Origin of the sequence: Roseobacter sp. N2S (genome assembly GCF_031454055.1) — a bacterium.
GTDB lineage: Bacteria > Pseudomonadota > Alphaproteobacteria > Rhodobacterales > Rhodobacteraceae > Amylibacter.
This window is the reverse complement of sequence record NZ_JAVDQB010000001.1, coordinates 457,820-470,920: the sequence shown is the minus strand read 5'-3', so window position 1 is coordinate 470,920 and position 13,101 is coordinate 457,820. Positions and strand designations below refer to the sequence as shown.

At 55.9% G+C, this 13,101-nt stretch carries 10 protein-coding genes and 1 tRNA gene; 3 read left to right on the top strand and 8 right to left on the bottom strand.

What is annotated here, in order from left to right:
- Positions 1–94 precede the first annotated feature (94 nt).
- Positions 95–182, bottom strand: a tRNA-Ser gene (locus GGE09_RS02325).
- A gap of 202 nt (positions 183–384) precedes the next feature.
- Between GGE09_RS02325 and GGE09_RS02320 the strand changes: the two genes are divergently transcribed.
- Positions 385–1,605 (top strand): calcium-binding protein, encoded by a 1,221-nt coding sequence (locus GGE09_RS02320; RefSeq protein WP_309743465.1) that lies wholly within the window; start codon positions 385–387, stop codon positions 1,603–1,605.
- A 69-nt stretch (positions 1,606–1,674) separates the two neighbouring features.
- Here the strand turns inward: GGE09_RS02320 and xsc are convergent, their stop codons facing one another.
- From xsc to serB, 4 genes are all read right to left on the bottom strand, one after another.
- Complete coding sequence (gene xsc / locus GGE09_RS02315; protein ID WP_309743463.1) at positions 1,675–3,453, bottom strand: sulfoacetaldehyde acetyltransferase; 1,779 nt, start codon at positions 3,451–3,453, stop codon at positions 1,675–1,677.
- Between the two features lie 188 nt (positions 3,454–3,641).
- On the bottom strand, positions 3,642–4,880 hold the full coding sequence (locus GGE09_RS02310) for a PLP-dependent aminotransferase family protein (protein ID WP_309743461.1): 1,239 nt from the start codon (positions 4,878–4,880) through the stop codon (positions 3,642–3,644).
- Between the two features lie 100 nt (positions 4,881–4,980).
- Positions 4,981–5,670, bottom strand: coding sequence for a DUF4336 domain-containing protein (locus GGE09_RS02305; RefSeq protein WP_309743459.1), 690 nt, complete (start codon positions 5,668–5,670; stop codon positions 4,981–4,983).
- Between the two features lie 23 nt (positions 5,671–5,693).
- Entirely contained in the window at positions 5,694–6,572 is an 879-nt protein-coding gene (gene serB, locus GGE09_RS02300) for a phosphoserine phosphatase SerB (RefSeq protein ID WP_309743458.1), read from the bottom strand.
- A gap of 156 nt (positions 6,573–6,728) precedes the next feature.
- On the opposite strand from serB, the gene GGE09_RS02295 reads away from it, so the two are divergent.
- Entirely contained in the window at positions 6,729–7,868 is a 1,140-nt protein-coding gene (locus GGE09_RS02295) for a phosphoserine transaminase (RefSeq protein WP_309743456.1), read from the top strand.
- A 69-nt stretch (positions 7,869–7,937) separates the two neighbouring features.
- Positions 7,938–9,533 carry a phosphoglycerate dehydrogenase gene (gene serA / locus GGE09_RS02290; RefSeq protein ID WP_309743454.1) on the top strand — a complete coding sequence of 532 codons (1,596 nt, stop codon included), beginning with the start codon at positions 7,938–7,940 and terminating at the stop codon, positions 9,531–9,533.
- Between the two features lie 113 nt (positions 9,534–9,646).
- Here the strand turns inward: serA and GGE09_RS02285 are convergent, their stop codons facing one another.
- From GGE09_RS02285 to GGE09_RS02275, 3 genes are all read right to left on the bottom strand, one after another.
- The gene (locus GGE09_RS02285; RefSeq protein WP_309743452.1) at positions 9,647–10,780 is read right to left on the bottom strand and encodes an alkane 1-monooxygenase; all 1,134 of its coding nucleotides are present in this window, start codon (positions 10,778–10,780) and stop codon (positions 9,647–9,649) included.
- Positions 10,781–10,873: 93 nt separating this feature from the next.
- The gene (locus GGE09_RS02280) at positions 10,874–12,226 is read right to left on the bottom strand and encodes an aminotransferase class III-fold pyridoxal phosphate-dependent enzyme (protein WP_309743450.1); all 1,353 of its coding nucleotides are present in this window, start codon (positions 12,224–12,226) and stop codon (positions 10,874–10,876) included.
- 23 nt (positions 12,227–12,249) lie between these two features.
- A complete protein-coding gene (locus GGE09_RS02275) occupies positions 12,250–13,023 on the bottom strand; it encodes an IclR family transcriptional regulator (RefSeq protein ID WP_309743449.1) in 774 nt (257 codons plus the stop codon).
- Positions 13,024–13,101: the final 78 nt, after the last annotated feature.

Sequence of the window (13,101 nt, the reverse complement as noted above, 5' to 3'; positions counted from 1 at the left end):
AGTAAAAACAACTAAGCCGCAAAGCGATCATTGAATTAAATAATCCCCGCCGTATGTCCCTAAGCCGAAGCGATGTTTTTTTGGGGGGGGGTGATGGCGGAGACGAAGGGATTCGAACCCTCGAACGCTTGCACGTTACTCCCTTAGCAGGGGAGCGCCTTCGACCACTCGGCCACGTCTCCGTTGGCGTGTTTATTTGGAATAGGCCAGCGATACAAGACGTTTATTGCCTGTTCTGGAAACCTTTATGGTGTGGCTGATTTAAGGGGATTTCCGGCGGTTTTCCGTAAATTTCAGCCCCAAACACCGTATTTGACAGGAATCTGCGCCGGACTTAGGCTGAAACCACATTTTTCATGTCACTCTTTTCCACAGGAGTACCCAATGTCTTACAAATTGGATTTCACCAACAGCACCACTGCAATGAATTTATTCCCCTCGTTAACCAACGGGTTTCCGGTGATTTCGCCGACCAACCTGTCCTTTTCCTTTAACGATGCGTCCGGCAATATAGACCTTGTTGACGGCTTTTTCGGCGTTTTGTGGCAACTGTCTTATCCGGGGGCGAACAGCACAACGCCTTTGGGGGTCGCGGCCCTTGGGGATGTGCCTTTACTGGATGTGCGCGGGATTTTGTCGTTTTCCTCGGGGGATATCAACATTCTGATTGACGGTATTGTCACCAGCGCCAATGGCACCCATCCGGACCTGACTTTGAACACCTTGCTGACCCAGACCTGGCCCGAATTTCTGGCAGGTCATGACCGGATCAAGATGGGGCAATTCAGTGACAGTATTTCAGGGCTCGACGGCAATGACCGGATTTTCGGCTTGAATGGCGATGATCTGCTGAAAGGCGGCACGGGTAAGGACTACCTGTCAGGGGGCCGCGGCCATGACACACTTTACGGCGAAACCGGCAATGACCGGATCGAAGGCGATGCGGGCAATGACATTATTCAAGGCAACGGAGGCAAGGATTCCATAAACGGCGGATCGGGCCATGATGCGATCTCGGGCGGGGGCGGCAATGACTTTATCAAAGGCGCTGGCGGACGGGACTTGTTGGGCGGGAACGGCGGGGATGACACGCTGCGCGGCGGGGGCGGGGCGGATTCCCTGTTGGGCGGCGCGGGCAATGACCTGCTTTATGCTGAAGGCGGCAATGACACGATTGCGGCGGGCGCGGGCAAAGATCTGGTACAGGGCGGCGGCGGATCCGATCACATCGCTGGGGACGGCGGCAATGACATGCTGCAAGGCGGCACCGGCCATGATGACCTGCAGGGTGGCAATGGCAATGACACACTGTTTGGCGGCGGCGGCGATGACGTTTTGAACGGGGGCAGCGGCAGAAATCTGTTGGTGGGCAACGCCGGGATCGACACGTTTTTGTTCGATACTGAAAGCTATACCACCACGATCCGGGACTTTGATATCTTGCTGGAAACGCTGTCCATTCCAGGCATCACCGCGCTGGCGGATTTCAGCGCTGTCATGGATTTTTCCGGCGGTGTACAGCTAGAGGTGACAGCGGACAGCACCATCATTTTATTGGGCTATAGCGCTGCCGATCTGGCAAGTGCAGATATTTGGGGCAGCTAACCGCCCCTTTTGCAAATGCAAAAGGGCCCCGAAACGGGACCCTTTCTTGATAATTAAGTCGATTTTGACTTAGGCGCCAGCTTGTGGGCGCATGTCGTCTTTGCTGATGCCTGCCACAGATACCGGTTTTTTCATCGCATCGCGGCGGAAGGGTTCGCCCAGTTCTTGGTTCAGCAACACCTCGATAAAGGTGGTTTTGCCTTCGGTCATCTGCGCCTTGATTGCGGCGTCCAGCTTGTCTGTCAGGTCTTCCATCGACGTGGCTTGCACCCCAACCAAACCACAGGCCTGCGCGATTGCGGCGTAGGATACGTTGGTGTCCAGCTCTGTGCCGACAAAGTTATCGTCGAACCACAGGGTTGTGTTGCGCTTTTCAGCGCCCCATTGGTAGTTGCGGAAAATGATCATGGTGATCGGGGGCCAGTCGTCACGCCCACAAGACACCATTTCATTCATGGATATCCCGAAAGCACCGTCACCAGCAAACCCTACAACAGGCACGTTCGGTTGGGCCACTTTGGCGCCGCAAATCGCAGGGAAGCCATAGCCGCAGGGGCCAAACAGACCCGGCGCCAGATATTTACGGCCATCTTCAAAGGTAGGATAGGCATTGCCGATGGCGCAGTTGTTGCCAATGTCAGACGAAATAATCGCCTCTTTCGGCAGGGCTGACTGGATTGCACGCCATGCCATACGCGGAGACATTTTAGCTGGCTCACGGTCGCGGGCGCGTTCATTCCATGTGGTGCCCACATCGTCGTCTTCGTGATCCATCGAGGTCAGTTCCTGCGCCCAAGCGGATTTGGTTTTCGCGATGGTTGCTTTGCGGTCGGCGCGGTTGGTATCCCCTGCACCATCTGACAGACGGGCCAGCAATTCCTGCGCAACTTTCTTGGCATCGCCCTGAATCGCAACGGTCACATCTTTGGTCAGGCCGATGCGGTCTGAATTGATATCAACCTGAATGATCGCTGCGTCTTTGGGCCAGTAATCAATGCCATAGCCAGGCAATGTGGAAAACGGGTTCAACCGCGTGCCCAGCGCCAGCACCACGTCAGCTTGTGAAATCAGCTCCATCGCGGCTTTGGACCCGTTATAGCCGAGCGGGCCAGCGGCCAAAGGGTGTGACCCTGGAAATGCGTCATTGTGCTGGTAGCCGGAACAGACAGGGGCGTCCAATGCCTCGGCCAGTTTGGCGCTGTCACCAATGGCACCAGCCAGAATAACGCCAGCACCGTTTAGGATCACAGGGAATTTGGCCGAAGACAACAGTTTCGCCGCCTCGCCCAGCGCGTCAGCGCCACCCGCAGGGCGTTCAAGACGGACGATTTTGGGCAGTTCGATATCAACCACTTGGGTCCAGTAATCGCGCGGAATGTTGATCTGTGCAGGGGCAGATGCGCGGAAGGCATTTTCGATCACGCGGTTCAGAACCTCGGCAATCCGTGACGGATCGCGCACTTCTTCTTGATAGGCCACCATGTCTTCGAACAGTTTCATCTGCTCGACTTCCTGGAAACCACCTTGGCCGATTGTTTTGTTTGCAGCCTGTGGCGTGACCAGCAGCAGCGGTGTGTGGTTCCAATAGGCGGTTTTCACTGGGGTTACAAAGTTGGTGATGCCCGGGCCGTTTTGCGCAACCATCATGGACATTTTACCAGACGCGCGGGTGTAACCGTCAGACATCATGCCTGCGTTACATTCATGGGCGCAGTCCCAGAATTTGATGCCAGCCTGCGGGAACAGATCGGAAATCGGCATCATAGCCGAACCGATAATGCCGAAGGCATGTTCGATCCCGTGCATTTGCAGCACTTTTACAAAGGCTTCTTCGGTGGTCATTTTCATGGGGCGGTTCCTTGAGTTGTCGCGCAATAGGCGGTGTCGCTACCAGAAAAGGCACATAAAATCGCACCCTTTGGATTTGGTTCAGTTAAAGCGACAAACCCGCCACCGACTGTAGGGCCAGATGGTGCATCGTATGATTCCAGAAGAGTGGAACCACTGCCACAGCGGCGGCCGACCTGACCACGCGGCTATAACGCCTGCGCCACCAAAGCCCCAAGTTTAGCGATGCCCTGTTCGATCATCTGGACAGAGGGCAGGCTGAAACTAAGCCGCAGCGTATTGCGCCCGCTGCCGTCTGCAAAAAATGCGTGGCCCGGCACATAGGCGACGCGGGCCTGTTCAATGGCGTCTTGCAACAGGGCAGTGGCATCCAGATGATCAGGCAAAGTGACCCAGACAAAAAGGCCGCCCTCAGCCTTTGTCCACTGCACCCCTTTAGGCATATGGGTATCGAGAGCGGCCAGCATGGCATCGCGTTTCACACGGTAGTGCTCCACGCCCTGCGCCACTTGTCGGTCAAACCGCGCCTCTGCCAATGTGGCAATCACCCGTTGATTGATCGCAGAGCTGCTAAGGTCACTGGCCTGTTTCATCAGGGTCAGTTTTGCAATCACAGCTTTGGGCGCACAGATCCAACCGACCCGCAAACCCGGAGTAAACACCTTGGAAAACGACCCCAAACTGATCACGCGAGACGCCTCAATCGACCCTGTGGCGGCGCAATCCAAGGCCTGTATCATCGCAACATCGACACCGTCATAGCGCAAGGCAACATAGGGGCTGTCCTCGATCACGGGGATATCCAGATCGCGCGCAAAAGACAGCAGCTCTTCCCGCTCTGCCACGCTTAAAGTGCGGCCTGTGGGGTTGGCAAAATCAGGCACCAGATAGGCGAATTTGGCTGTCCCGCCTGCCGCCGCCGCATTGTCGCGATAGGACGCAACAGTGCGGTTGGATTGCCCCGTGGGCAGCGTATCATAGACAGGTTCCATCGCGCTGAACGCTTGGAGCGCCCCCAGATATGTCGGGGCTTCGACCAGCGCGGTATCCCCCGCGCTTAGGAACATACGCCCCAGAAATTCCAAACCTTGCTGCGACCCGCAGGTGATCAGAATGTTATCCATGTCACAAGTGACACCTCTTTTGGCCATATAGCCCACGATCCAGCGCCGCAGCCCCGCATCGCCCTCGGATACGGAATATTGGAACGCCGCATCAAACACCTTACGATCGCCGCAAATCTGCGCATAGACATTGGCGATTTCCTCTTGGGGGAACAGTGCAGGGTCGGGAATCCCGCCCGCAAAAGAAATGATATCCGGCTGATCCAACAGCTTTAGCAACTCGCGGATTTCAGACGCTTTCATCCCCGCCATACGCCCAGCGTATCGGGTGCCCCAGTCAAGGGGAGAGTCGGTTTTGGGCATAGGTAAGTCCTCCTGTACTATTTAGGTCAGGAATACAGACCTACTGTCAAGATTTTTCACAGCAAAGTTCACAAAACCCGATTTTTTGAAACAATCCCCGTCAGCCCGTCAACCAGTGAAATGCCCGCTGCAAATAGGCTTTGGCGTCTGCGGTTACGGGCGTTCCATGGGCCATCAACACCCGCTTTGCCGGCCAGTCCAGAATACGCGCCACCGCCTGACGGGCCTCTTTGCGGCGCACAAAGGCCAAACGAAACTTGCGCGGGACCGCAGGTTCTGGGGCAACCATCAAGTCCAGCTTGGCCACCACACCGCGCCAGCCTCTGTACCAGCCTTCAGGAAACTGCTGAAGCAAATCGGTGAACAGAACCGTGCCGCTGTGACGGTGGAAAAACACCACCTCATGGGTGATCAAATTGCCTGTGACGATGGTTTGATCCACCTCTCCCTGCCACGCCTGCTGGGGGCTATCGGTTAAATCCTCGTCGAACTTCAAATCCTTGCGTTTGGCACGCAGACCCGGGGGCGCATAAAGTTTCGCTTGGGGATAGGCCGCGACCCATTCGGCAACTGACAGATGGTGCAGCGCATTTGGCGGCACGATATGGCGCACAGTCCCCAGCGCATCCACCTGCGCGCGCAGATCATCCTGTAGTTTTACCGGCGACCAAATCATCAAATCCCCGCCATCCAAACGGATCACGGCCATGCGGGTCGGATAGTGAAAGCCCGCCACTGCAACAGTGTCGCCTGCTGAAATCCAGATGTTTTCTCCGAACTCTTCCAGCATGACGCCTCCTTGCGATGCCAGTGTTAAGCCTGCACAAACTCCGCAGCTTTATAGCCCTGTAGATACAACAAACCCGTCAAATCGGCATAATTCAACCGCAAATCCACCTCGGCCGCCACAACGGGTTTGGCATGAAGCGCAACGCCAGACCCCGCCAGATGCAGCATGCCCAGATCATTGGCCCCGTCCCCGACCGCAATCACATCCGCAGCGGTCAATCCCCGCGCGGCAACGATTTCGTTCAGCGCATCCACCTTGGCCTGTTTGCCCAGCACAGGAACCCCGTGTTCGCCCGTCAACTTGCCATCGGCCTGCAACAGCGTATTGGCGCGGTTTTCATCGAAACCCAGTTTGGCCGCAATGGCAGAGGTGAAATCGGTAAACCCGCCAGACACCAGCGCGGCATATGCCCCGTTCGCCCGCATGGTCGCAACCAATTCACCGCCGCCCGGCATCAGGGTAATACGTTCCGCCAGAACTTTTGCGATCACTGAAACAGGCAGGTCTTTCAACAGGTTAACCCGCTCTTTCAAGGCAGCTTCAAAATCCAGTTCGCCGTTCATTGCACGCGCGGTAATTCCTGCAACACGTTCGCCCACGCCTGCCTCCGCGGCCAGTTCGTCGATGCATTCCTGCTGGATCATCGTGCTATCCATATCAGCCAAAAGCACCTGTTTGCGCCGCCCTGCAACCCGCTGCACACAAAAGTCGATTCGCATCCGTTCCAACCCGCGCCAGAACACGTCAAATCCGGTGGCCTCGGCGTCAAAATAAATGTCGCAAGCGATGCCTTCGGCCAGCCAGTCCACCGAAGACCCGTTTAATCGCGCCTTCAACGAGGACACAATTTCAGGGGTGACACGTGCATCTTCGGGCTTGGAAATAAGGGTAGCAACGTACATTTGAACACTCGATCTAGGGTCAGCTTGCGCCGCTTTATTCGCCAAAAACGTCAAAAAGACCAGAGTTTCCTGTTGCACCGTTTAAAATTCTACCCTAGACGCAGCAGTGGGACACCTCTCCCCAACGAGAGGCTTATATCTGTGAGGATACCACTGATGACGACATCAACTCCGGGCACACGCCCGCAAAATCCCCGTTTTAGCTCTGGCCCCTGCACCAAACCATCCACATGGTCTTTGGATGCGTTGAACGATGCGCCTTTAGGCCGTTCACACCGTGCAGCCGTTGGCAAAGACAAGCTGAAAGCGGCGATTGAGACCACCCGCGACATTCTGGAAATTCCGGCCGATTATAAGATCGGTATCGTTCCGGCGTCTGATACTGGCGCTGTTGAAATGGCACTTTGGTCCCTGCTTGGCGCACGTGGCGTTGACATGCTCAGCTGGGAAAGCTTCGGCGCAGGCTGGGTTTCCGACGTGACCAAACAGTTGAAACTGGACGTCACCCACCATCAGGCCGACTACGGCCTGCTGCCTGATCTGGCTGCGGTGAACTTTGACAATGACGTTGTGTTCACATGGAACGGCACCACATCCGGCGTGCGCGTCCCGAACGGTGATTTCATCCCGGCGGATCGTGCGGGCCTGACAATCTGCGACGCAACCTCCGCCGCCTTTGCCCAAGACCTGCCTTGGGACAAACTGGATGTTACGACATTCTCTTGGCAGAAAGTTTTGGGCGGCGAAGCGGCTCACGGCATGATCGTTTTGTCTCCACGCGCTGTGGAACGGTTGGAAACATACACCCCTGCATGGCCTTTGCCAAAAATCTTTCGCATGACCAAGGGCGGCAAACTGATCGACGGTATCTTTACCGGTGCAACGATCAACACCCCGTCGATGTTGTGTGTCGAGGATTATCTGTTTGCGCTGGATTGGGCCAAATCTGTTGGCGGTCAAGCTGGCCTGATGGCCCGCGCTGACGCAAATCTGGCGGAAATCGCGACCTTTGTGGCCGCCAACGACTGGATCGAATTCCTTGCCGTTGATCCCGCCACCCTATCCAACACATCGGTCTGTTTGAAATTCAACGACGCCCGGATCACGGATGGCGCGGCTTTTGCCAAAGCGGTTGCAAAACGGCTTGAAGCCGAAGGCGTGGCACTGGATATCGGCGCGTATCGCGACGCCCCTGCAGGCCTGCGCATCTGGTGCGGTGGAACCGTAGAAACCAGCGACATCGCGGCCCTGATGCCGTGGCTCGATTGGGCGTTCAACGCTGAAATCGCTGCCTAAATAACTCCCTAAACAATCGGCGGGCCCTTCAGCCCGCCACCGCCCCATTTTGTAAAAGGAACGCCCCAAATGGCCCCTAAAGTACTCGTCTCAGACAAACTCAGCCCCACTGCCGTGCAAATCTTCCGTGACAACGGCATCGAGGTGGATTTCGAACCGGATCTGGGCAAAGACAAAGTCGAACTGATGAAACGCATTGGTGAATACGACGGTCTTGCGATCCGTTCTGCCACCAAAGTCACCGAGAAAATCCTCGAAAATGCCACCAACCTAAAGGTCATCGGCCGTGCGGGTATCGGTGTGGACAACGTGGATCTGAAAGCCGCATCCCGCAAGGGTGTGATCGTGATGAACACGCCGTTTGGCAACTCTATCACCACAGCCGAACACGCCATTGCCATGATGTTCGCGGTTGCCCGCCAAATCCCCGAGGCCTCTGCCTCTACCCATGCAGGCAAATGGGAAAAGTCCAAATTCATGGGCGTTGAACTGACAAACAAGACCCTTGGCTTGATCGGGTCCGGCAACATCGGGTCTATCGTGGCCAGCCGTGCGCTGGGTCTGAAAATGAAGGTTGTCGCCTATGACCCCTTCCTGTCCGAAGAACGCGCAGCCGATCTGGGTGTGAAAAAAGTAGACTTGGACGAATTGCTCGCTGCCGCTGATTTCATCACCCTGCACGTGCCAAAAACCGACAAAACCGCAGGTATGCTGGATGCGGCTGCCATCGCAAAAATGAAAAAAGGTGTGCGGATTATCAACTGCGCCCGTGGCGGTCTGGTGGACGAAGACGCTTTGGCCGAGGCGCTGAAGTCCGGCCATGTTGCAGGCGCGGCTTTCGACGTGTTTGAAGTAGAACCCGCCACTGAAAGCCCGCTGTTTAACCTGCCAAACGTGGTTGTCACCCCCCACCTTGGCGCGGCCACCAGCGAAGCACAGGAAAACGTGGCGATCCAAGTGGCCGAGCAGATTTCAGATTACTTGCTGAACGGCGCTGTGACCAACGCGATCAACATGCCCTCTATTACAGCCGAAGAAGCCCCGATCCTTGGGCCATTTGTGCAGCTTGCCTCCCACCTTGGGGCTTTCATCGGCCAGATGACCGAAGAAGCCATCGAAAGCGTGAACATCCTTTATGATGGCAAAGTGGCTGAAATGAACACCAAAGCCCTGTCCTCTGCCGCGATTGCTGGCGTGATGAAGGCGCAAAACCCCGAGGTGAACATGGTCTCCGCCCCGGTTGTTGCCGCTGAACGGGGCATCCAGTGCTCCACAACCACGCAGGAAAAATCTGGCGTGTTTGACAGCTACATCAAACTAACCGTGAAAACCGCCAAGAAAACCCGCTCCATTGCTGGTACGGTCTTTTCGGATGGCAAACCCCGGTTCATCCAGATCAAAGGCATCAACATCGACGCGGAAATCGGCCGTCACATGCTTTATACCACAAACGACGATATGCCGGGTATCATCGGCACATTGGGCCAGACCTTGGGCCAAAACGACGTGAACATCGCCAACTTTACCCTTGGCCGTTCCGAAGCTGGCGCAAACGCCATTGCATTGCTGTATCTGGACGCGCAGCCCCCTGCTTCTGTTCTGGACAAGCTGCAAGCTACCGGCATGTTCCAACAGGTTAAACCGCTGGAATTCGACGTTAATTAAGGCGCAGCCTAAACCAACCCCTGCGGGCGTAGCGAAATGCGCCCGCAGGGTCTTATAGCCAAATCCCACAGTTTCTTCAGAGCCTAAATACCTAATCCCAACGCCCCAAACCCCTAGCGCGGCAGCGGATTAAGCGCCTTATTGTAAGGCTTCCAATCCTCCACATCCGGATAATACTTGCGCCGCCACGCCCGCACCTTGGGGTTCATATAGCGCCGCCAGAACGGAGGCATCATCGCCAATATGGTCATGATCGGATAGCTGAACGGCAGTTGCGGGGCTTCCTCTGCATCATAGGTCTGTAACAGCGGAAAACGGCGGTTCGGTTTATAGTGATGGTCCGAATGCCGTTGCAGATTGATCAGGAAGTAATTGGTTAACCGATGCGCCGCATTCCACGAATGGCGCGGCAGGACGTGTTCATACTTACCCTCCCCCAAATACCGCCGTGTCAGCCCGTAATGTTCCACGTAATTCACCAGCTCCAACTGCCAGACCGCCACCAAAGCCTGCGCACAGAACAGGCCAACACCCGCCCAACCACCAATCAGAAACGCCAGCGCCAGCCAGCCGAACTGCCAGGCTGCATATTTCCAGAACGGATTGCTAAGGTGGCTGGCCGCCAGCCCCTTGCGGGCCAACATCGCCTTTTCCGCCGCAAAAGAAGACCGCGCACAAGACACCAACACCCGGCGAAAGAAACGGTGAAAGCCTTCGTTGTAGCGTGCAGTCACAGGATCGCGCGGCGTACCCACATAGCGGTGGTGCACCAGCAGATGTTCACTGCGGAAATGGCCGTACAGCACCATAGTCATCAGCATATCGCCCAAAAACCGCTCGAACCGCGATTTCTGGTGCATCAGTTCATGGGCATAGTTAATCCCGATGGTGCCACTGGCAATCCCGATTGTGGCCATAAAGATCCAGCCTTCACGGGTGCTTAGCCGATCCGACCAACTGACGTAAGCCAAGGCGCCGAACACCACGACCACCTGCAAAAATGGCCAAATCAGGGTAATCAGCGTGTACCAGCGCAGATTTTCATCGCTGGTTTCTGTGTCTGGATTATCCCTGCGCAGCCCGCCGATGAAATCCACCAAAGACGTGGCCCACCAGCCAAAGACCGGCGTCAGCAACAGCCACCACCCGCCATTCCAGCCCGCAAAAGCCACCACAGGCAGATAGGCAAGCGAGATCCAGAACGGAAGCGCCGCTAGAAAATCGGTTCGGATAGGGTGACCCGCCATGGATGTCTCCGGTTTTTTGCGCAATCTGGCACGAAAAACCGGGACAAACAAATCAAACGGCAGGGCAATGGGGTCAAAAGTGGCCCGTTGGTGTTAGCCTGCCGCAGTAACCCCCGCATCAATCGCGTTGATGATCGCATCCACATCCGCTTCCGAAATAATCAGCGGCGGAGACAGCAGGATATTCGCGCCTGACACCCGCAACATTGCCCCGTGTTCATAGGCAACCTTGGCAACTTGCGCCCCGAAACTGGGGTCCATCTGCTTTTTGCTGGCCTGATCCGACACAAATTCAATCGCCGTCATCAAACCATGCCCCCCACGCACATCCCCGATAACGCTGTGTTTTTCCTTCAGGCGGGTCACGCCCTCAAACATCTGCGTGCCACGCGCGGCTGCATTTTCCACCACGTTCAGGCGCTGGGTCTCTTTCAAACAGGCAACAGCCGCTGCCGCGCCAACAGGATGGCCGGAATAGGTGTAGCCATGACCGATAGACCCTTCTGGCCCGGCTTTTTCAAACACTTCGGCCATGCCTTCGGCAATCATACAGGCGCCAAACGGGTAATAGCCGTTGGTGATTGCCTTGGCGGTACACATCATGTCTGGCTGCACCCCCCAATGGCGTGAACCGGACCAATCGCCCGTGCGGCCAAAGGCGGTAATCACCTCATCCGCGATCATCAGAATGCCGTGACGCGAACAGATTTCACGCATCCCCGGCATGAAGGTTTCATGGGGCACCATGATGCCGCCTGCGCCAAGGATCGGCTCCATGATAAAGGCGGCGATGGTGTTCGGGCCTTCAAAGGCGATCTCATCCTCGGCGGCTTGCAGAATCAGTTGCGCCAGTTTCGCAGGATCGCTTTCGTTGAACATATTGCGATAGGTGTAGGGCGCTGGCAGGTGACGACAGCCCGGCAACAACGGTTCATAGGCGGTGCGGAAACGGTTGTTGCCGTTCACCGATGCCCCGCCAAAATGGGTGCCGTGATAGCCTTTTTTCAGGCTCAGGAATTTTGTGCGCTGCTTGTCCCCGCGAATTTTATGGTATTGGCGGGCCAGTCGCAGGCTGGTTTCCACCGAATCCGAACCGCCGCTGGTAAAGAATGCGCGCCCCATGCCTTCGGGCGTGAAAAAGTCGCGCAGCATGTAAGACAGCTCAATCGCGGCATCATTGGACGTGCCGGCGAAGGTCGAATAATAGGGCAACTGGTTCAACTGGCCTGAAATCGCCTGTTTCACCGGATCGCAGGAATAACCGAGGTTCACATTCCAAAGACCGCCCACAGCATCAATGGCTTCATGCCCGTCAATATCAGTGATCCGCACACCTGCAGCCCCCGTGATAATCGCAGGAGGATTGGCCTGCTGCCCCCCTGGATGGGCCATCGGGTGCCACATGTGTTTGGCGTTATTTTCCTTCAGGAAGTTATCGTCTTTCATAGCTTTGATCCTTTCAGTTCGGCTTACTCCGCCGCTTTGGACGCCAGCATCCGCCGTGCGCCATAAATTCTGGAAATTGTCTGTGCGGCTTCGCACATATGAACCGCAATATTTGCCCCCGCCTGCGTGTCAAATCGGGATCGAGGGGTTGCAACAGCCACCGCGCCGCAAACTTCATCTGCCATGTTGAACACCGGTGCAGCCATTCCGACCACATCTGTTTCAAAGGTTCCGAACATCTGGGAATAGCCGATCTCGCGGGCTTTGGTCACCAGATCCAACACTGATTCGCGGGCAATCGGGGTGGTGTCGGTGAATTGTTTGAACGCGCGGTCCAACAGACGCCGCAGTTGTTTTTCGTCAACGCGGCTTAGATAGGCTATACCCGAGGCCGTCGCGTGAAAGGGCAAAATTTCGGCGGGATCAATATAGACTCGCGTGCCCTTCAGCGAGGTTTCAACAATCGCAACCTCACTCAGACCTGTCTTTTGATGATGGGTCAGATGAGCGGTTTCGCCGGTTTTTTGCACCAAATCGGACAGCACATTTTTTACGGCAGTTTCAATTGGATAGGTCAGGTTTCGCACCGATGACAGCCGGGTCACAGCCGGGCCGAGGTGATACACGCGACTGAGCGGATCTTGCTCCAGAAACCCCTGCGCCTCCAGCGCGGAAAGATACCGTTGCACCGTCGCCTTGTCGCGATTTAACAGGCGCGCAGCTTCGGAAAGACCAACTGACGGGCGGGCTTCGTGGAACAGGTCCAATACCTCCAAAGCATTTTCTACCGTACTCACAATCTGCCCTTTCGTTGCATTTGCACCGTTTTTATTTGACACCGATCCCATTTTTAAGCAATCATTATTTCAACCGAT

Excerpts from the sequence above, each read along its gene's own strand:
- GGE09_RS02320 (WP_309743465.1), top strand. The coding sequence starts at position 385 with ATGTCTTACAAATTGGATTTCACCAACAGCACCACTGCAATGAATTTA.
- xsc (WP_309743463.1), bottom strand. The coding sequence starts at position 3,453 with ATGAAAATGACCACCGAAGAAGCCTTTGTAAAAGTGCTGCAAATGCAC.
- GGE09_RS02310 (WP_309743461.1), bottom strand. The coding sequence starts at position 4,880 with ATGCCCAAAACCGACTCTCCCCTTGACTGGGGCACCCGATACGCTGGG.
- GGE09_RS02305 (WP_309743459.1), bottom strand. The coding sequence starts at position 5,670 with ATGCTGGAAGAGTTCGGAGAAAACATCTGGATTTCAGCAGGCGACACT.
- serB (WP_309743458.1), bottom strand. The coding sequence starts at position 6,572 with ATGTACGTTGCTACCCTTATTTCCAAGCCCGAAGATGCACGTGTCACC.
- GGE09_RS02295 (WP_309743456.1), top strand. The coding sequence starts at position 6,729 with ATGACGACATCAACTCCGGGCACACGCCCGCAAAATCCCCGTTTTAGC.
- serA (WP_309743454.1), top strand. The coding sequence starts at position 7,938 with ATGGCCCCTAAAGTACTCGTCTCAGACAAACTCAGCCCCACTGCCGTG.
- GGE09_RS02285 (WP_309743452.1), bottom strand. The coding sequence starts at position 10,780 with ATGGCGGGTCACCCTATCCGAACCGATTTTCTAGCGGCGCTTCCGTTC.
- GGE09_RS02280 (WP_309743450.1), bottom strand. The coding sequence starts at position 12,226 with ATGAAAGACGATAACTTCCTGAAGGAAAATAACGCCAAACACATGTGG.